This is a genomic window from Agromyces sp. NPDC058104 (assembly GCF_042884835.1).
In the GTDB taxonomy this organism is placed as follows: Bacteria; Actinomycetota; Actinomycetes; order Actinomycetales; family Microbacteriaceae; genus Agromyces.
In genome coordinates this window covers 558,931-577,100 of the sequence record NZ_JBHVTD010000002.1, presented here as the reverse complement: position 1 = coordinate 577,100, position 18,170 = coordinate 558,931, and the positions used below count along the sequence as shown (strand labels likewise).

Sequence of the window (18,170 nt, the reverse complement as noted above, 5' to 3'; positions counted from 1 at the left end):
CTGCGGGCGCCGAATCGGCGTGCGACACCTTGTCCGGACCGCCGTCGAACTCGCGACAGCGCGAGGTGGCGGTCGCTCGCCCCGGCGGGCGAGGATGGTGGGACCTACCATCGCATCGGAGTGATAGCCCGTGGGCACCACCGTCTTCGAACGACGCATCCCCCAGCCCTCCGTCATCGAGCACGCGCTCGGTGGCACCTCGCACTCGACCTTCTGGATCGACGACCTGCCCGAGGAGCTGAAGCCCTCGCGCCCGAAGCTCGCCGGCACCGCGGTCGCCGACCTCGTCGTCGTCGGCGGCGGCTACACCGGCCTCTGGACGGCGTTGCTCGCCAAGGAGCGCAACCCCGACGCGCACGTCGTGCTCGTCGAGGCGAAGCGGGTCGGCTGGGCGGCCTCCGGCCGCAACGGCGGCTTCTGCGAGGCGAGCCTCACGCACGGCCACGAGAACGGCATGGCGCGCTGGCCGAAGGAGATGGCCACCCTCGACCGGCTCGGCCTCGAGAACCTCGACGCGATCGAGGCCGCCGAGGCGAAGTACGGCATGGACTTCCACTTCGAGCGCACCGGGCAGCTCGCCCCCGCGGTCGAGGAGCACCAGGTCGGGTGGCTCAAGGAATGGGCCGACGAGGCGACCGCCCGCGGCGAGGAAGGGGTCGTGTACCTCGACGAGGCCGCGATGCAGGCCTCCGTCGCCTCGCCGACCTACCTCGCGGGCGTCTGGGAGCAGCGCACGAACGGCATGCTGCACCCCGCCCGCCTCGCCGCGGAGCTCGCCCGCGTCGCCGAGGAGCGCGGCGTGGAGATCTTCGAGCACTCCCCCGTCCGGCGCCTCGAGACCCCGGGCTCGACGGGCGCGGTGAGCGTCGTCACCGACGGCGGCCGCGTCGACGCGAAGCACGCAGTGCTCGCGACGAACGTCTTCCCGTCGCTGCTGAAGCGCAACCGCCTCATGACCGTGCCGGTGTACGACTACGTGCTCATGACCGAGCCGCTGTCGGCCGAGCAGCTCGCCTCGGTCGGCTGGAACGATCGCCAGGGCATCGGCGACATGGCCAACCAGTTCCACTACTACCGGCTCTCGAAGGACAACCGCATCCTCTTCGGCGGCTACGACGCCATCTACAACTACGGGCGCAAGGTGCGCGAGTCGTACGAGAACCGGCCCGAGAGCTGGCAGCGGCTCGCAAGCCACTTCTTCACGACCTTCCCGCAGCTCGAGGGGCTGAAGTTCAGCCACAAGTGGGCGGGCGCGATCGACACGAGCACGCAGTTCACCGCGTTCTTCGGCACGGCCCGCGACCACCGCGTCGCGTACGCCGCCGGGTTCACCGGGCTCGGCGTCGGATCGACCCGCTTCGCCGCCGAGACGATGCTCGACCTGCTCGAGCGCCGCGAGAACGAGCGCACCACCCTCGAGATGGTGCGCAAGCGCCCGCTGCCCTTCCCGCCCGAGCCCGCGGCGGCCATGGGCATCAATGCGACCCGCTGGTCGCTCGACCGCGCCGACCACAACCGCGGCAAGCGCAACCTGCTGCTCAAGACGCTCGACGCGCTCGGCCTGGGGTTCGACTCGTGAGCGGCGGCGAGAGCGCGCTTCGCCTCCCCGCGGGCGCACTGACGGATGCCCCGGGCCTCGCCCTCGAGCACGAGCCGGTGCCGGCCGACCAGGTCGTGTCGGGCAGCCCGACCACCGCGTACCGCGCGCTCGACGCGTCGGAGGCCGGCGAGATCGGCGTCTGGGAGATGTCGGTCGGCGCGATGCGCGACGTCGAGGTCGACGAGGTCTTCGTCGTGCTCGCCGGCGCTGCGACGGTCGAGTTCGAGCACGTGCCGTCGACCGGCCGGCCCGGCGACCCCATCGTGCTCGCCCCGGGCGCGGTCGTCCGCCTCGAGGCGGGCATGAAGACGATCTGGACGGTGCGCGAGCCGCTCCGCAAGGTATTCATCGAGCGTTGAGGCTCGGAAAGAAGAAGAGGAACATCATGGCGAAGTATCGGGTGCAGAACCCCGCGACCGGCGAGATCGTCGAGACCTTCGAGGCCGCGACCGACGCGCAGATCGAGGAGACCCTCGCAGCGGCCGACGCCGCCTACCGCGAGTGGCGCGAGCGCGGCGTGCAGGAGCGCGCCGCAGTGGTCAAGCGGGTGGCCGAGCTCTTCGAGGAGCGCAAGGACGAGCTCGCACGGCTCATCGCCGTCGAGATGGGCAAGTCGATCGCCGAGTCGCTCGACGAGGTCGAGTTCGCCCGATCGATCATCGAGTACTACGCGGTGCACGGGCCGAGCCTGATCACCGACCACGAGATCCCCTCGACGATCCCCGGCAAGGCGATCATCGAGCAGCTGCCCGTGGGCGCGCTCCTCGGCGTCATGCCGTGGAACTTCCCGTACTACCAGGTGGCCCGCTTCGCGGCCCCGAACCTCGTGCTCGGCAACACGATCATCCTGAAGCACGCCGACATCTGCGCCCGCTCCGCACTGACGATCCAGGAGATCATGGAGGAGGCCGGGGTTCCGGTCGGCGGCTACCAGAACGTCTTCGCCTCGCACGAGCAGATCGCGACGATGATCGCCGACCCGCGGGTGCAGGGCGTCTCGCTCACCGGCTCGGAGCGGGCCGGCGGCATCATCGGCGAGCAGGCGGGCCGTCACTTGAAGAAGTGCGTGCTCGAGCTCGGCGGCAACGACGCGATGGTCGTGCTCGACTCCGACGACGTCGCGAGCGTCGCGCAGGCGGCGTGGGACTTCCGCGTCTACAACGGCGGTCAGGTCTGCAACTCGAACAAGCGGCTGATCGTGATGGACGACATCTACGACGAGTTCGTCGCCGAGCTGCGCCGCCTCGCGACGGGGCTCGAGCCGGGCGACCAGCTGAACCTCGGCGAGGGGCAGTACGTGCCGCTGTCGTCGCGGGCGGCGGCCGAGACCGTGAACGCCCAGGTGCAGAAGGCCGTCGCCGAGGGCGCGACCCTCGAGGTCGGCGGCGTGCTCGCCGACGGCCCCGGCGCGTACTTCTCGCCCGCGGTGCTGACCGGCGTGCCGCGCGACTCCGAGTCGTACCGCGAGGAGATGTTCGGCCCGGTCGCGACGGTGTACCGCGTGCACAGCGACGACGAGGCCGTCGACCTCGCCAACGACAGCCCCTTCGGCCTCGGCGGCTCGGTGTTCTCGACCGACGAGGCGCGAGCCGCCCGGGTCGCCGCGCGGCTCGACGTCGGAATGACCCACGTCAACACGATCGCCGCCGAGGCCGCCGAACTGCCCTTCGGCGGCGTGAAGCGCTCGGGCTTCGGCCGGGAGATGGGCCCCGTCGGCATCGGCGAGTTCGCCAACCGGCGCCTGCGCTTCGTCGCGAAGTAGCCGGCCCGGTCACGCGGAGGGACCCGCAGGCGCTGCCTGCGGGTCCCTCCGCGTTCGGGCGGGCGCGCGGTGGCATCGTCGTGGACGGCGGCCCCGAGCGCGACGCCGAGCGGCGCCGATCAGCCGCAGAACTCCTTCGGCACGCCGGCCTGCTCCTGGACCCCGATCATCACGACGACGTCGCTCTCGACGAGGAAGTTGAGGTGACCGTCGGCCTCGTCGCCGACCGCGTAGCCCTGCGAGCTCGCGCCGGTCTGGTTCGTCGGCTCGAGTTCGGGATAGGCCGCGGTCAGCTCGTCGAGGGTCGATCCCAGCTCGATGCCCGCCTCGGTGTGCGGCGATGCCGGGACGACGCCGTCGGCATCGGCCCGGCCGCTCGCCCACACCGCGGAGATCTCGTCGGCGCCCTCGGGAGTGACGACGAGGAGCGCGGCGGCGCCGTCGGCCGAGAGCGCCAGCCGGCCAGGGCAGTACTCCTCGGTCTCGAAGGCGGTGAGCCCCGAGATCGTCTCCGTCGACGACGCGCCCCGCTGGATCGGCCCCATGCCCTCGGTCGTGATGAGCCAGGTCGTCACCTCGGCCGGATCGACCGCGGCGGGCGTCGGCGTCGCGACCGGAGTCGGCTCGGCCGAGGGTGCGGCGTTCACCGACTCCTCGGGCGTCGCCCCGCTCGGCGAGGCGCACCCGCCGAGTCCGAGCGCGGCGATCGCGACGATCCCGAGCGAGACGAATGCGGAGATGGACGGGCGGGCCTGGGACATGGACACTCCTCGCGGAATCGGTGACATGCGGGGGAACCGCCAGGCTCAGGCTATCGAGGGTTCGCCGCGGAAACGGAGGCGCGGATATCGCTTCGATAACACGCACAGCCCCGCAGCAGCGGTCAGGCCACTGCCTCGGTCGCCCGCGGCGTCGGCTCGACCGGGTCGATCCGGAACGTCGCGCCGAACCGCGCGAGCAGCTCGGCGTCGCCGGCGAACGGGGCGGATGACTCGCCCGCGAGCAGCGCGCGCAGCGCCGCCGGCGCGAGCTCGAGCTCGAGCACGGCCTGCGGCACGGGTTCGAGGGCGGAACGCCGGCGCGGCTGCGGGAGCGCCCCGTCGCCGACCGGCACCACGTCGAGGCTCGTGCCGACGACGATCGCCGACACCGAGACCGCGGCGCCGTCGCCCGCCACGTGCAGCACGTACTCGGTGGGCGGCAGCGTCGCCGCGGCATCCGGCCGGAATGCCGCGCGCAGCGTGATCGCGACGGAGTCGGCGCTCATCGTCTCGCCGTCCCCCGGCTCGCCGAGCAGCCCCCAGCCCCAGCGCTCGAGGGCGACGATCACGGGCTCGAGGCCGCGCCCGAGCTCGGTGAGCTCGTAGCCCCCGCGCACGCTCGGCACCCGGCGCAGGACCCCCGCCTCCTGCAGTTCCTTCAGGCGGTCGCTCAGGATGTTCGTCGGGATGCGCGGCAGCCCCGCCTTGAGGTCGCCGTAGCGGCGCGCGCCGACGAGCAGGTCGCGGACGATGAGCAGCGCCCATCGGTCCCCGACCCGCTCGAGTGCGCGGGCGGCTCCGCCGTACTGGCCGAAGCCGCGCGCGCCGCGTGTCGCCATTCGGGTCAGGCCGTCGCCGACTGCGCCTCGGCCTGGCCGGCCAGGTAGGCGTCGGGCCCCTGCTCGACCGCCGCCTGCTCCATGAAGAGGAACCCGAGGATGTTGCCGTCGGGGTCTTCGAGGTCGCGAGAGTACATGAAGCCGTAGTCCTGCGCGTCGCGCGGCTCGGTGCCGCCTGCGGCGAGCCCCTTGGCGAGCACGGCGTCGACCTCGTCGCGCGAGTCGCGGGTGAACGAGATGCTCGTCTGGGCCTGCGTCTTGGTGTCGATGATCTGCTTGTCGGTGAAGGTGCCGAGGTACTCGCGGGTGAGCACCATGAAGTAGATGTTCTCGTCGAGCACGACGCAGGCGGCGTTCTCGTCGGTGAAGAGCGGGTTGATGCTGAACCCGAGGGCCTCGTAGAACGCCTTCGAGCGGTCGAGGTCGTTGGTGGGCAGGTTCACGAAGATGCTGGTCGCGGTCATGATCGCCTCCGAGGGATCGTCAGTGGTCGTCGGTGTTTCGTGCTCCAGCTTGCTCTTTGCAAGTTCACTTGTCAATAGCAAGTGAAGAATCCGTCAGCGCAGTGCGCTGCGCCGCACGAGGAGCGCCAGATGCAGCGCGGTGAGCGTCTCGCCGTCGTCGAGGTCCACGCCGAGGAGCTGGCCGATGAGCGACAGTCGCTGGTAGAACACCGACCTCGAGAGGTGCGACGCGCCCGCTGCCGCGGTGCGATTGCCCGGATGGGCGAGCGTCGCGCCCAGCACGTCGAGCAGGTCGCCGCCCCGCGCGAGGTCGTACTCGATGAGCGGGGCGAGCATCTGCTCGCTGTGCCGGAGCAGGCGGTGGTCGTCGCGCAGCGAGGTGACGAGCCTGATCAGCGGGCGGTCCTCGGCCCGGCGGATCGCGAGGCCCCGCTGCGACCGGGGCCCGGGCGCGCGGGCGAGGTCGATCGCCTCCTGCACCGAGCCGAGCAGCCCGTCGAGCCCCGACGCCGCCTGGCCGATCGAGAGCACCAGATGGTCGGCGGATGCCTCGTCGCCGACCAGCGCCCGGGCGAACTCGCGCGCGGCCGCATCGGCGAAGAACGTGCCGTCGGGCAGCGACAGCAGCACGACGCTCGCCTGGGTCTGCCGCGGCCAGCCCGGTGCCGCCCCGGCGACGGCCCGTCCGCCGAGCGCCTGCGCCGCGGCATCCGCCCGCGACGCGGTCACCGGCGCCCCCGTGACGACGAGCCCGTGGAGCGTCGCCCCCTCGACGGGCAGCCCGGCGGCGCCGAGCCGCGCCGCCGCCGCGGGGAGGCCGGCGAACCGCCCCTCGAGCAGGCCGTCGATGAGCCGCTGCCGGCCCGCGCGCACCCACTCGTCGGCGTCGTCGCCGTCGGCGAGGCGCCCGAGCGCGAGCGCGATCGCACCCTGCTCGAGCACGCCGGTGCGACCGGCCGGGTGGGCGGGGCCCGGCAGTGCGATGAGGTGGCCCCAGCGGATGCCCCGCGCCTCGACCGGCACGACCAGCCACTCGTCGGGCTCGCGGTGCGCCTGCCGGGAGCGCTGCTCCCAGTTCGCGAAGAGCTCGGCCTCGGCGCCGGCGGGCACCTCGGCGGCGACCACCTCGTAGGCGAGGTTCTCGAGCACGACGGGCGCCCCGAGCGTCTGCGCGAGCTGGGCGACGATGTAGTCGGCCGGCGAGCCGCGCAGGCTCAGCGCGGTGAAGCGCTCGCGCACCTCGTCACGGGCGCGCAGCGCGGTCGTCTGCTCGGAGATGATGCGGCTGTGCACGGCCTCGGTGAGGGTGACGAACTTCACCTCACGGTGCAGCGCCACGAGCGCGAGGCCGCGCTCGCGAGCCGCCTGCTCGACCACGGCGGGCACGTAGCGGTAGTGCACGCCGAGCTCGAGCACGAGGCCCGCGAGGCCGGCGTCGACGAGGCCCGAGATGAACCCGTGGAGCTCGTCGGGGTCGGTCGGCCACCCCGATCCGGTCGACAGCAGCAGCTCGCCGCCGTCGAGGAGCCGGGCGACGCCCGCGCTGTCGGAGACGTGCACCCAGCGCACCCGCGCGTCGAGCGCCCCGCCGTCGGCCGAGAGCGCCTCGGGCACCCCGGCGACGACGGCCGGCAACGCCAGGATCTCGCGGACGGTCGGCAGCGCCGCACCGTCGCCCGCCGTGCTCGCCGACGACCCGTTCAGGCCCTCCGGACGATCCGTTCGGATCGACTGATCTTCGCGACGATCTGGCACCGCTTCGCTCTCTTCGCCTCTGCAACACTTGGAATCAGAAGCTTAGTCGAGCGTCGGCCATTCTGTCTGAACGGCCTGATGCACCGCCCGGAAGGACCTGTCATGAGTATCACCGAGACCGCGACGTCGCCCACTTCGAACCCCGAAGTGCCGGCGATCGGGCACTGGATCGACGGCGCCCTGCGCGCCTCGACCTCGGGCCGCACCGCCCCGGTCTACAACCCCGCCACGGGTGCCGTGCAGGCCGAGGTCGCACTGGCCGACCAGGCCGAGATCGACGCGGCGATCGCCTCGGCGCAGGCGGGCTTCGAGGTGTGGAGCGGGTACTCCATCGCCAAGCGCCAGAGCGTGCTGTTCGCGTTCCGCGAGCTGCTCAACTCGCGCAAGGGCGAGCTCGCCGCGATCATCACGGCCGAGCACGGCAAGGTGCTCTCCGACGCGATGGGCGAGATCCTCCGCGGCCAGGAGGTCGTCGAGCTCGCGACCGGGTTCCCGCACCTCATCAAGGGCGCCTTCTCCGAGAACGCCTCCTCGGGCATCGACGTCTACTCGCTGAAGCAGGCGCTCGGCGTGGTCGGGATCATCAGCCCCTTCAACTTCCCGGCGATGGTGCCGATGTGGTTCTTCCCCATCGCGATCGCCGCCGGCAACGCCGTCGTGCTCAAGCCGAGCGAGAAGGACCCGTCGGCCGCCCTGTGGATGGCGGAGCTGTGGAAGGAGGCCGGTCTCCCCGACGGCGTCTTCACCGTGCTCCAGGGCGACAAGCTCGCCGTCGACGGCCTGCTCACCTCCCCGATCGTGCAGTCGATCTCGTTCGTCGGCTCGACGCCGATCGCGCAGTACATCTACGAGACCGCCTCGAAGCACGGCAAGCGGGTCCAGGCCCTCGGCGGCGCGAAGAACCACATGCTCGTGCTGCCCGACGCCGACCTCGACCTCGTCGCCGACCAGGCCGTGAACGCGGGCTACGGCGCGGCGGGCGAGCGCTGCATGGCGATCTCCGTCGTGCTGGCCGTCGAGCCCGTCGCCGACGAGCTGATCACGAAGATCACCGAGCGCATCGCCGAGCTGAAGATCGGCAACGGCGCGGGCGTCGACGGCGTCGAGCCCGACATGGGTCCCCTGATCACCGACGTGCACCGCGACAAGGTCTCGTCGTACGTCGACATCGCCGAGGCCGACGGCGCCAAGATCGTGGTCGACGGCCGCGGCTTCACCGTCGACGGCCACGAGGACGGCTTCTTCTTCGGCCCGACCTTGATCGACGACGTGCCGACCACCTCGCGGGCCTACACCGAGGAGATCTTCGGCCCGGTCCTGTCGATCGTGCGCGTGCAGTCGTACGACGAGGGCCTCGACCTCATCAACTCGGGCCAGTTCGGCAACGGCACCGCGATCTTCACCAACGACGGCGGCGCCGCCCGCCGCTTCCAGAACGAGGTGCAGGTCGGCATGATCGGCATCAACGTGCCCATCCCGGTGCCCGTCGCGTACCACTCGTTCGGCGGCTGGAAGCAGTCGCTGTTCGGCGACTCGAAGGCGTACGGCACCCACGGCTTCGACTTCTTCACCCGCGAGAAGGCCATCACGAGCCGCTGGCTCGACCCGGCGACGCGCAGCGACCGCGCGCACACCGGCATCAACCTGGGCTTCCCCCAGAACCACTGACCCGGCGAGGAGACTTCGACATGACCGACACCATCACCGACGGCACCGACGTCGCGGGCCTCGAACCCGGCACCGAGGCCGTCCACATCGACCGCCACGGCGCCGTGCACGCGCTGCCCGACGCGGCCGCCGACGCGCAGGTGCGCGCCGACGACCGGGCCCACGTCTTCCACTCCTGGAGCGCGCAGGCCCTCATCGACCCGCTGCCCATCGCCGCGGGCGAGGGCGCCACGTTCTGGGACTACCAGGGCAACGCGTACCTCGACTTCTCGTCGCAGCTCGTGAACCTGAACCTCGGCCACCAGCACCCCGACCTCGTCGCCGCCATCCAGCAGCAGGCCGGTCGTCTCGCGACGATCCAGCCGTCGATGGCGTCCGACGTGCGCGGAGAGCTCGCCCGCCGCATCGCCGAGGTCGCCCCCGGCGACCTCGACAAGGTGTTCTTCACCAACGGCGGCGCCGACGCCAACGAGTACGCGGTGCGCATGGCGCGCGCCGTGACGGGCCGCCGCAAGGTGCTCTCGATGTACCGCAGCTACCACGGCGGAACCGCGACCGCGATCTCGCTCACGGGCGACCCGCGCCGCTGGGCGAACGAGCCCTCCGACGGCTCGGTCGCGCACTTCTTCGGACCGTACGAGTACCGGTCCGCGTGGGGCTCGACGACCCCCGAGGAGGAGGCGCAGCGTGCGCTCGCGCACCTCGAGCAGGTCATCGTGCTCGAGGGCGCATCGACGATCGCGGCGATCATCCTCGAGACGGTGGTCGGCACGAACGGCGTGCTCGTGCCGCCGCCCGGGTACCTCGAGGGCGTGCGGGCGCTGGCCGACAAGTACGGCATCGTCTACATCGCCGACGAGGTCATGGTCGGCTTCGGCCGCATCGGCGAGTGGTTCGCGGTGAACCACTTCGGCGTCACCCCCGACCTGATCACCTTCGCGAAGGGCGTCAACTCGGGCTACGCGCCGCTCGGCGGCGTCGTGATCTCGCAGAAGATCGCCTCGCACTTCGACACCGTCGCCTTCATGGGCGGCCTGACGTACTCGGGCCACCCGCTCGCCTGCGCCCCGGGCGTCGCGACGTTCGAGGTCTTCGAGCGCGACGGCATCCTCGAGCGCGTGCGCGACCTCGGCGAGCGCGTGGTCGGCCCCCGACTCCGCGAGATCGCCGCGAAGCACCCCTCGGTGGGCGAGGTGCGCGGCGTCGGCCTGTTCTGGGCGATCGAGCTCGTGAAGGATGCCGCGACCCGCGAGCCGCTCGTGCCGTTCAACGCCGCCGGCGCCGACGCGGCGCCCATGGGCGCGGTCGCCGCGGCCTGCAAGCAGGCGGGCCTCTGGCCCTTCGTCCATTTCAACCGGATGCACGTGGCCCCGCCGCTCGTCATCTCGGAGGAGGAGCTCGTGCGCGGCCTCGACATCATCGACGAGGCGCTCACCGTCGCCGACGGGTACGTCACCGCCGGCTGACCGACGCCGTCCGCGCATGAGGCCCGGGCCTCGGGGTTCTCCCCGATGCCCGGGCCTTTCGCGCGGAGCACCATGGGCGTCGTTCGCGGGCCCCCGCATCGGCGGAGCGGGCCCGGATCGGGGGAAGCACTCATGGACGACCGTCATATCTCGGACCGCGTGGAGGCCGTCGCCGCGGCGACGCCCTTCCAGATGCTCTACGACTTCTACCGGTTGTCGGGCTACGAGCGACGACGGCACGAGCCGGGGGTGCTCGACTTCACCTTCGGCGACCCGCACGACCCGCCGTCGGCCGAGTACGTCGAGATCCTCCGCGAGGCGCTGGTGCCGCAGCACGAGCTGTGGTTCGCCTACAACTTCGGCGACCCGGCGGCGATCCGCGCGGCGACCGACTCGCTGCGCGAGCACCTCGGCCTCCCGTTCGAACCCGAGGACGTGCACCTGACGACGGGCGGCTTCGCGGCGATCTCGGCCGCGTTGAAGGTGGTCGGCGACCCCGGCGACGAGGTCGTGTACAGCCTGCCGCCCTGGTTCCTCTACGAGGGGCTCATCCTCGAGGCGGGCATGGTCCCCGTGAAGGTGCCCATCGACCGGCGCACCTTCGACCTCGACCTCGAGGCGATCGCAGAGGCGATCACGCCGCGCACCCGCATCGTCATCGTGAACAGCCCGAACAACCCGACCGGGCGCATCTCCCCGCCCGCGCTCCTCGAGCGCCTGGCCGCCCTGCTCGACGAGCGTTCCGAGCGTCACGGGCGGCGCATCCACCTCGTCTCCGACGAGGCCTACAACCGGATCGTGTACGACGGCACCCGGTTCCGCAGTCCCGTCGAGTTCTACCCGTGGAGCTTCGTGGCGTACAGCTACGGCAAGACCCTGCTCTCGCCGGGTGAGCGGATCGGCTACCTCGCCGTGCCGTCGACCATGCCCGCCCCGGCCCGCGCCGAGATCCGCAGCGCCGTCGAGACGGTGCAGATCACGGGCGGATGGCTCTTCCCGAACGCGTCGATGCAGTACGCGCTGCCGCGGCTCGAGCGACTGCGCTTCGACGTGCCGCTGTTCCAGCGCAAGCGCGACGTCATGGTCGCGGCGCTCCGCGAGATCGGGTACCGCGTCGCCGTGCCCGACGGGACGTTCTACCTGTTCCCCGAGTCGCCGCTCTCCGACGACGCCGAGTTCGCCCGGCTGCTCGACCGCGAGGGCGTGCTCGTGCTGCCGGGGCGGATGTTCGAGACGCCCGGGTTCTTCCGCATCTCGCTGACCGCGACGATGGAGACGATCGAGGCGTCCGTTCCGCCGTTCGCCGCAGCCTTCGCCGCGGCGGGCGTCGGCTAGCCTGAACCACATGGACTCACGGGCGACGCCCGGCGGCATGGCCCGGCGCACGTTCCTCGCCGCCTCGTTCTCGGGCCTCGCGACCGTCGTGCTCGCGAGCTGCACCGCACCGCAGCCCACCCCGAGCCCGCAGCCGACCGGCACTCCGACCTCGAGCCCGTCGCCGTCGCCCGCGCCGACCCCGTCCCCCGTCCCCGAGCCGCTCGCGCTTCGCCGCTCCCGCTGGGGCGCCGACCCCTTCGCCCGCGGGGCGTTCAGCTTCGACGCGGCGGGGGCCGCCGACGAGCTGCGCGACGCGCTGTCGCAGCCCGTCGCCGACCGCGTGTTCTTCGCGGGCGAGGCCTGCGACACCGCGGCTCCGGGCACCATGCAGGGCGCCCGGAGCTCGGGCGCGCGCGCGGCCTCCCTCGTGCAGGGCCTCGCCGAGCCCGGCGAACGCGTCGCCGTGATCGGCGCCGGGATCGCCGGACTCACGGCGGCCCGCGAGCTCGCCGACGGCGGACTCGAGGTCGTCGTCATCGAGGCCAGGGACCGCGTCGGCGGCCGGATCGACACGATCGACGCCGACGGCTTCGACGGCCCCGTCGAGCTCGGTGCGCTCGTCGTCGGCAGCGCGACGCTGCGGGCCCGCCTCCCCGATTCGGTCGAGCTGGTGCCGATCGCGCCGCCCGCCGACGCGATCACGCCCGACGGCACCGCAGTGCCGATCCCCGCGACCGGCCCCGAGGCGATCGCCGCCGCCCAGGCCTGGGCTGCCGCCCAGCCCGGCGCGCGGGTCGACCGGCTCTCGCTCGCGACCGCGCTCGTCGAGTCGGGCACGAGCGCCTCGCTCTCGACCGTGCCCGATGCGAGCGGGGTGGCGCCGGCGGCCTGGCTCGCCCACTCGGTGACGAGCGGCGTCGGTGTCGAGACCGGGGCGACGGCGAACCGGGTCGCGGCGCTCGCAGACCTCGGTCGCGGGCCCACGGCGGTGCTCACCGGCGCCGGCGGCGGAGCGGGCACCGACCCCGGCGCGCCGCGGGCGACCGCCCCGGCGCTCGCCCGCGGCCTCTCGGCGGCCCTCGACCCCGACGCCGACGCGCTCGACATCGCGGTGACGAGCGTCGTCACCCGGGTCGCCTACGACGAGCGCCGGGTGAGCCTGCGCCTCGACTCGGGCGAGTCGCTCACGGTCGACCGCGTCGTGGTGACGGTCCCGCTCGGGGTGCTCAAGACCGACACCCTGCGGTTCTCGCCCGCCCTGCCACTGCTGCACCAGCGGGCGATCTCGCAGCTCGGCGTCGGCCTGCTCGACACCGTCTGGCTGCGCTTCGACGAGCCCTTCTGGCGCACCGGCGACGGCCGCGAGAACGCGAACGGCGCCGACGAGTCGAGCGGCGCCGGTGCCGAGGCATCCGTCGCCGTGCTGACCGTCGTGGGCGAGACGCCGAGCGTCGCCGCCTGGCTCGACGTTGGCGCACCCGACGGCGAGCCGGTGCTCGTCGGGCTCATCGCCGCGACGCAGGCCGAGCGGCTCGAGGCGCTCGACGACCAGGCGTTCCGGGAAGCGGTGCTCGCCGATCTCGTGCCCTTCGCCACAGCCACCGGTTGACGGCGACGAGTGCGGCGGTCAGCGTCACGAAGATGACGAGCACGAGCGCGCAGTAGAGCGCGACGCCGACGGGGCCGCCGACCTGCGCCTCGTCGAGGAAGAAGTACGGGTACCAGCCGAGGTCGGCGCCGCGGGCGAGCGTGTACGCGAGCCACACGGTCGGGAACACGAGCACCCAGCCGACCGTCGCCCACGGCACGCGCGGGTTCACGGCCATGATGCTGTCGGCCGTCCAGGCGACGACGGCGAGCGCCGGCACGACGAAGTGGAGCAGGGTGTCGGACCACGGCACGTCGACCCGGTAGTCCCGGGTCGAGGCCTGGGCGACGATGATGCCGAACACGATGCCCGACACCAGCACGTACACGGTCACCATCGTGCGCAGCACGCCGAGCCAGGCCGGGTCGCGCGGCGCGAGCAGTGCGAACCCGCCGGCGATGCCGAGGGTCACCACCGCGAGGAACGCCGACTGCACCGTGAAGTAGCTGAAGAAGTTGGCGGTCGCGAAGAAGCGGAAGCCGAGCACGTACTCGAAGTTGCCGATGAGCGCGACGATCTCGAGCGCGGCGATCGCGAGCCGGAACACGCCGAGCGCACGCCGCGCGCGCAGCGGACCCGCGTCGTTCGGTGAACGCGGGCCCGGCATGACTCCACGCTAGCCGCCGCGGTCGCCGAGTCGCTCCACGACGACGCCGGCCGGGGCGCCTCAGTCGAGCGGACGCAGGATGCGCTGGAGGAACCGGCGCGTGCGCTCCTCGCGCGGCGTCGTGAAGATCTGCTCGGGCGCCCCGCGCTCGACCACGACCCCGCCGTCCATGAAGAGCACCTCGTCGGCGGCCTGGCGGGCGAAGCCGAGCTCGTGGGTGACGACGACCATCGTCCACCCCTCGTCGGCGAGCTCCTTGATGACCTGCAGCACCTCGCCGACCAGCTCGGGGTCGAGGGCGCTCGTCGGCTCGTCGAAGAGCAGCAGCTGCGGCTTGAGCGCGAGCGCGCGCACGATGCCGACGCGCTGCTGCTGCCCGCCCGAGAGCTCGAACGGGTACGCGTCGCGCTTCTCGGCGAGGCCGACGCGGTCGAGCAGGGCGGATGCCTCGGCCACGGCCTGCGCCTTCGGCACCTTCTGCACCCGGACCGGGCCCTCGATGACGTTCTGCAGCACCGTCATGTGCGGGAAGAGGTTGTGCTGCTGGAACACCATCGCCGAACGGTCGCGCAGCGCGAACCGCTCGGCCTTCGAGATCGGCGTCGCGAAGTCGAGCGAGGGCCCGCCCGCGATCGAGACCGTGCCCCCGTCGGGCGTCTCGAGGCCGTTGAGCGAACGCAGCACGGTCGTCTTGCCCGAACCGCTCGGTCCGATGAGCACGACGACCTCGCCGCGGCGCACCTCGAGGTCGATCGACCGCAGCACCTCGTTGTCGCCGAACGACTTGCGGATGCCCCGTGCCTGGAGCAGCACGCTGTCGTCGGGGGCCTGGCCGGGGGCGAGCGGGTCGGGCCCCGCGGCATCCGAACCATGCCGCGAACCGTCGTTCGCCGGATCGTCGCGGTCAGTGGGCGACATAGCGGTCCAATCTCTTCTCGAGCGCGTTCTGCCCGCTCGACAGCACGAAGCAGAAGACCCAGTAGATGACGGCCGCCTCGATGTAGATCACCATGAACTCCCGGCTGAACGCCGCGATCTCCTGCGCCACCCGGAACATCTCGGTCACGAGGATGAGCGACGCGAGCGAGGTGTCCTTCACGAGCGAGATGAAGGTGTTCGACAACGGCGGCACCGACACGCGCGCCGCCTGCGGCAGGATCAGCCGGGTGAGGGTGGTGCCCGGCGACATGCCGATCGTGTACCCCGCCTCCCACTGGCCCTTCGGCACCGAGAGGATCGCGGCCCTGATGATCTCGGCCGCGTACCCGCCGACGTTGAGCGAGAACGCGATGATCGCGCTCGGCCACGGGTCGATCGTGATGCCGACCGAGGGCATGCCGTAGAAGATCACGAACAGCTGCACGAGCAGCGGCGTACCGCGGATCACGGAGATGTAGACCCTCGCGATGCCGCTCACCACGCGGTTGCGGCTGATCCGCATGAGCGCGATGCCGAGCGCGATCACGAGGCCGAGCGCGAACGAGGCGAGCGCGAGCGGGATGGTGCCCGTGATGCCGCCCCAGAGCAATGGCCAGAACGAGTCGAGTACGAGCTGCCACTCGGTCATCGCCCCACCGCCTTCCGGAATACGGCGGATGCCGCGTCACCCCATGATTCCATCCGGGAGGGTCTCGCCGAGGGAATCAGGGGCGGAACGCGGCATCCGCCGGTCGTATTGGTGGGCGTTTACTCCGAGACGTCCTCGCCGAAGTACTTCTCGCCGAGCTCGGCGAGCACGCCCTCCTCGCGGAGCTCGGCGAGCGCCTCGTCGACGGCCTTCACGAGCGCGGTCTTGTCCTTCGTGAAGGTCAGGGCGCTCTCGGTCGGGTCGGTCTCTGCGGCGACGGCGAGCTTCGCGTCGGGCGTCTGCTTCACGTAGTCGAGGTAGGTGAGCTTGTCGTTCACGGTCGCGTCGACGCGGCCCTGCTCGAGGAGGGCGACGGCCTGCGCCCAGCCCTCGACGGCCTCGACGTTCGCGCCGGCGTCGACGGCGAGCTGGTAGAAGTTGCTCGTCAGCGACTGGGCGGTGGTCTTGCCCTTCAGGTCCTCGAAGCTCGAGATCGAGTCATCGCCCTCGTTCACGACGACGACGCTCGGTGACACCGTGTACGGCGTCGAGAAGAGGTAGTCCTCTTCGCGGTCGGGGTTGATCGAGACCTGGTTGGCGATCACGTCGAAGCGGCCCGCGTCGAGGCCCGCGAAGATCGCGTCCCACTGGGTCTCCTCGAAGGCGATCTCGAGGCCGAGCTTGTCGGCGACGGCCTGGGCCACCTCGACGTCGTAGCCGATGAGCTCGCCCGCGCCGCCCTCGTGGTAGGTGAACGGCGGGTAGGTGCCCTCGGTCGCGACCGTCAGGGTGCCGGCCGTCACGAGCCCGAACTCGTCGTCGGCGGCCGAGTCGCTCGCGGCGGGGGCGCTCGAGGAGCAGGCGGCGAGGGCGACGACGGCGAGGGACGCGGCGGCGAGGCCGAGCAGGGTGCGGGCACGGGGGGCGCGAGACATGGGGGCTCCGTTCGTGGGGAGGGGTGCGGCCGCAGGTGCGCGGCGTCGATGCGGTCGAGTCCATCACGTCACGGCCTCAGGGTGAAACGGCGTTACCCCGCGTTGCATTCCCTGCTGCTCGCTGCTGCTGCTGCTGCGCTACTGCGCTGCTGCTGCTGCAGGAAATTGGGCGCGATGGTCGTCTGTCAGCCCGTCTCAGTGCAATTCTCCTGCAGAAGCCGCGGCCGCGGCCGCGTCAGGGGCGGTGCAGCACCCCATCCTCCCGGCGCGGCACGCCGAGCGGGTTGCCGTCGGCGAGCTCGGGCGGCAGCACGGCGGCCGGGGCGTCCTGCCAGGCGACGGGCGTCAGCCACCTGCGGATCGCGGTCGCGCCGACCGAGGTGTGCACCGAGGCGGTGGTGGCGGGCCAGCCGCCGCCGTGGTGCTGGCCCCACGCGATCGCGACGCCGGTCGGCCAGCCGTTGAAGACGAGGCGCCCGGCGACGGGTTCGAGCATCGCAGCGAGCGCGGTCACGTCCTCGCCCGGCGCGTGGTGGATCGACGTGGTGAGCGAGCCGTCGAGCGCGGCGATCGCGGCGTCGAGTCCGGCCTCGTCGGCGTAGCGCACGAGCAGCGTGAGGGGGCCGAAGCACTCCTCGAGGAACGCCTCCCGGCCTGCGACGAACGCGGCGGTGGTCGTCGCGACGACGACGGGCGCGGCGACGTCGGCCGCGCGCTCCCCCGCGAAGACGAGCTCGACGTCGTCGCGCTCGGCCAGCTCGACCGAGCCGCGGTCGAAGGCGGCGGCGATGCCGTCGGTCAGCAGGCGCTGCGGTGCGGCGTCGCCGAGCACGGCGGCGAGCGCCTCCTCGATGCCCGACCCCTCGGGCACGAACACGAGCCCGGGCTTGGTGCAGTACTGGCCGCCGTCGCGGGTGAACGAGCCCGCGAGGCCAGCGGCGATCGCGGCGGCGCCGGGCGCGGCGCCGGCCTCGGACGCGACCGCGGCGCGCGTGACGACGACGGGGTTCAGCGAACCGAGCTCGCCGTAGAACGGGATCGGCGCGGGGCGCGCGGCGGCGAGGTCGAAGAGCGCACGGCCGCCGCGGGTCGAGCCGGTGAAGCCGACCGCGGTGACCTGCGGGTGCTGCACGAGCGCGACGCCCGCCTCCATGCCCTCGACGAGCTGCAGTGCGCCGACGGGGCCGCCGGCCGCGGCGAGCGCCTCGTGGGCGATCTCGGTGATGCGGCGCGAGAGCCGGGGGTGCCCGGGGTGCGCCTTCACGACGACCGGGCAGCCCGCGGCGAGCGCGGAGGCCGTGTCGTTGCCCAGCACCGAGAACGCGAACGGGAAGTTCGAGGCCGCGAACACGCCGACGACGCCGAGCGGGCGCAGCATCCGCCGCAGTTCGGGGCGGGGCGGGAGGAGCGCGGGGTCGGGCGAGTCGATCGTGGCTTCGAGGTACGAGCCCTCGTCGATGACGCCGGCGAAGAAGCGCAGCTGGGTCGAGGTGCGGGTGAGCTCGCCGCCGAGGCGTGCGGCCGAGAGGTGCGTCTCCTCGCCGGCGAGTGCGACGAGCTCGTCGCGGTGCGCCTCGACGGCGTCGGCGATCGCGACGAGCAGTCGGCCGCGCTCGGCCCGACTCGTTCGGCCGAGGCCCGACGAGGCCGCCGTGCGCACCGCGAGCTCGACCGCGCCCGAGGCGGACAGCTCGACCCGCTCTTCGCCTGCGGTCGGCTCGTCCCGGGGGGCGATCCCCGTGGCATCCGTGTTCGTCATCGTGACCCCTTCTCGTCTCGTT

General features: G+C 72.3%; 16 protein-coding genes. 7 read left to right on the top strand and 9 right to left on the bottom strand.

Annotation, left to right across the window (positions count from 1 at the left end; all coding sequences use genetic code 11):
- Positions 1-130 precede the first annotated feature (130 nt).
- From ACFVTH_RS10615 to ACFVTH_RS10605, 3 genes are read left to right on the top strand one after another with little or no spacing between them, the layout of a single operon-like run.
- A complete protein-coding gene (locus ACFVTH_RS10615; protein ID WP_387090257.1) occupies positions 131-1,579 on the top strand; it encodes an NAD(P)/FAD-dependent oxidoreductase in 1,449 nt (482 codons plus the stop codon).
- The gene (locus tag ACFVTH_RS10610; RefSeq protein ID WP_387090254.1) at positions 1,576-1,959 is read left to right on the top strand and encodes a cupin domain-containing protein; all 384 of its coding nucleotides are present in this window, start codon (positions 1,576-1,578) and stop codon (positions 1,957-1,959) included. The genes ACFVTH_RS10615 and ACFVTH_RS10610 overlap by 4 nt, the downstream gene beginning before the upstream one ends.
- A gap of 26 nt (positions 1,960-1,985) precedes the next feature.
- On the top strand, positions 1,986-3,362 hold the full coding sequence (locus ACFVTH_RS10605; RefSeq protein ID WP_387090251.1) for an NAD-dependent succinate-semialdehyde dehydrogenase: 1,377 nt from the start codon (positions 1,986-1,988) through the stop codon (positions 3,360-3,362).
- Positions 3,363-3,481: 119 nt separating this feature from the next.
- Here ACFVTH_RS10605 and ACFVTH_RS10600 read toward each other — a convergent pair whose 3' ends face one another.
- From ACFVTH_RS10600 to ACFVTH_RS10585, 4 genes are all read right to left on the bottom strand, one after another.
- Positions 3,482-4,123: a hypothetical protein gene (locus ACFVTH_RS10600; RefSeq protein WP_387090248.1), complete on the bottom strand. Its 642-nt coding sequence runs from the start codon at positions 4,121-4,123 to the stop codon at positions 3,482-3,484.
- A gap of 122 nt (positions 4,124-4,245) precedes the next feature.
- Positions 4,246-4,962 carry a winged helix-turn-helix transcriptional regulator gene (locus ACFVTH_RS10595; RefSeq protein ID WP_387090245.1) on the bottom strand — a complete coding sequence of 239 codons (717 nt, stop codon included), beginning with the start codon at positions 4,960-4,962 and terminating at the stop codon, positions 4,246-4,248.
- A 5-nt stretch (positions 4,963-4,967) separates the two neighbouring features.
- Complete coding sequence (locus ACFVTH_RS10590; RefSeq protein WP_387090242.1) at positions 4,968-5,426, bottom strand: VOC family protein; 459 nt, start codon at positions 5,424-5,426, stop codon at positions 4,968-4,970.
- A gap of 93 nt (positions 5,427-5,519) precedes the next feature.
- Entirely contained in the window at positions 5,520-7,181 is a 1,662-nt protein-coding gene (locus ACFVTH_RS10585) for a PucR family transcriptional regulator (RefSeq protein WP_387090241.1), read from the bottom strand.
- A 102-nt stretch (positions 7,182-7,283) separates the two neighbouring features.
- Between ACFVTH_RS10585 and ACFVTH_RS10580 the strand changes: the two genes are divergently transcribed.
- The 4 genes from ACFVTH_RS10580 to ACFVTH_RS10565 all read left to right on the top strand — a co-directional run bounded on the left by ACFVTH_RS10580 (position 7,284) and on the right by ACFVTH_RS10565 (position 13,241).
- Positions 7,284-8,849 (top strand): CoA-acylating methylmalonate-semialdehyde dehydrogenase, encoded by a 1,566-nt coding sequence (locus tag ACFVTH_RS10580; RefSeq protein WP_386938577.1) that lies wholly within the window; start codon positions 7,284-7,286, stop codon positions 8,847-8,849.
- 20 nt (positions 8,850-8,869) lie between these two features.
- Entirely contained in the window at positions 8,870-10,315 is a 1,446-nt protein-coding gene (locus ACFVTH_RS10575) for an aspartate aminotransferase family protein (protein ID WP_387090238.1), read from the top strand.
- Between the two features lie 132 nt (positions 10,316-10,447).
- Positions 10,448-11,650 carry an aminotransferase class I/II-fold pyridoxal phosphate-dependent enzyme gene (locus tag ACFVTH_RS10570; RefSeq protein ID WP_387090236.1) on the top strand — a complete coding sequence of 401 codons (1,203 nt, stop codon included), beginning with the start codon at positions 10,448-10,450 and terminating at the stop codon, positions 11,648-11,650.
- Between the two features lie 10 nt (positions 11,651-11,660).
- The gene (locus tag ACFVTH_RS10565) at positions 11,661-13,241 is read left to right on the top strand and encodes an FAD-dependent oxidoreductase (protein ID WP_387090234.1); all 1,581 of its coding nucleotides are present in this window, start codon (positions 11,661-11,663) and stop codon (positions 13,239-13,241) included.
- On the opposite strand, the gene ACFVTH_RS10560 is transcribed toward ACFVTH_RS10565, so the two are convergent.
- The 5 genes from ACFVTH_RS10560 to ACFVTH_RS10540 form a co-directional block, all read right to left on the bottom strand.
- A complete protein-coding gene (locus ACFVTH_RS10560) occupies positions 13,138-13,887 on the bottom strand; it encodes a Pr6Pr family membrane protein (RefSeq protein WP_387090232.1) in 750 nt (249 codons plus the stop codon). The two genes, ACFVTH_RS10565 and ACFVTH_RS10560, sit on opposite strands and share 104 nt — an antisense overlap.
- 60 nt (positions 13,888-13,947) lie before the next feature.
- Positions 13,948-14,805 (bottom strand): amino acid ABC transporter ATP-binding protein, encoded by an 858-nt coding sequence (locus ACFVTH_RS10555; RefSeq protein ID WP_387090229.1) that lies wholly within the window; start codon positions 14,803-14,805, stop codon positions 13,948-13,950.
- Entirely contained in the window at positions 14,792-15,454 is a 663-nt protein-coding gene (locus ACFVTH_RS10550) for an amino acid ABC transporter permease (RefSeq protein WP_387090226.1), read from the bottom strand. Before ACFVTH_RS10550 ends, ACFVTH_RS10555 begins: the two co-directional genes overlap by 14 nt.
- A gap of 119 nt (positions 15,455-15,573) precedes the next feature.
- The gene (locus tag ACFVTH_RS10545) at positions 15,574-16,389 is read right to left on the bottom strand and encodes an amino acid ABC transporter substrate-binding protein (RefSeq protein WP_387090223.1); all 816 of its coding nucleotides are present in this window, start codon (positions 16,387-16,389) and stop codon (positions 15,574-15,576) included.
- 235 nt (positions 16,390-16,624) lie between these two features.
- On the bottom strand, positions 16,625-18,148 hold the full coding sequence (locus ACFVTH_RS10540; protein ID WP_387090219.1) for an aldehyde dehydrogenase family protein: 1,524 nt from the start codon (positions 18,146-18,148) through the stop codon (positions 16,625-16,627).
- Positions 18,149-18,170 lie beyond the last annotated feature (22 nt).

Coding starts and splice junctions, on each gene's coding strand:
- ACFVTH_RS10560 (WP_387090232.1), bottom strand. CDS start 13,887: ATGCCGGGCCCGCGTTCACCGAACGACGCGGGTCCGCTGCGCGCGCGG.
- ACFVTH_RS10550 (WP_387090226.1), bottom strand. CDS start 15,454: ATGACCGAGTGGCAGCTCGTACTCGACTCGTTCTGGCCATTGCTCTGG.
- ACFVTH_RS10545 (WP_387090223.1), bottom strand. CDS start 16,389: ATGTCTCGCGCCCCCCGTGCCCGCACCCTGCTCGGCCTCGCCGCCGCG.
- ACFVTH_RS10565 (WP_387090234.1), top strand. CDS start 11,661: ATGGACTCACGGGCGACGCCCGGCGGCATGGCCCGGCGCACGTTCCTC.
- ACFVTH_RS10540 (WP_387090219.1), bottom strand. CDS start 18,148: ATGACGAACACGGATGCCACGGGGATCGCCCCCCGGGACGAGCCGACC.
- ACFVTH_RS10575 (WP_387090238.1), top strand. CDS start 8,870: ATGACCGACACCATCACCGACGGCACCGACGTCGCGGGCCTCGAACCC.
- ACFVTH_RS10595 (WP_387090245.1), bottom strand. CDS start 4,962: ATGGCGACACGCGGCGCGCGCGGCTTCGGCCAGTACGGCGGAGCCGCC.
- ACFVTH_RS10570 (WP_387090236.1), top strand. CDS start 10,448: ATGGACGACCGTCATATCTCGGACCGCGTGGAGGCCGTCGCCGCGGCG.
- ACFVTH_RS10590 (WP_387090242.1), bottom strand. CDS start 5,426: ATGACCGCGACCAGCATCTTCGTGAACCTGCCCACCAACGACCTCGAC.
- ACFVTH_RS10555 (WP_387090229.1), bottom strand. CDS start 14,805: ATGTCGCCCACTGACCGCGACGATCCGGCGAACGACGGTTCGCGGCAT.
- ACFVTH_RS10605 (WP_387090251.1), top strand. CDS start 1,986: ATGGCGAAGTATCGGGTGCAGAACCCCGCGACCGGCGAGATCGTCGAG.
- ACFVTH_RS10600 (WP_387090248.1), bottom strand. CDS start 4,123: ATGTCCCAGGCCCGCCCGTCCATCTCCGCATTCGTCTCGCTCGGGATC.
- ACFVTH_RS10580 (WP_386938577.1), top strand. CDS start 7,284: ATGAGTATCACCGAGACCGCGACGTCGCCCACTTCGAACCCCGAAGTG.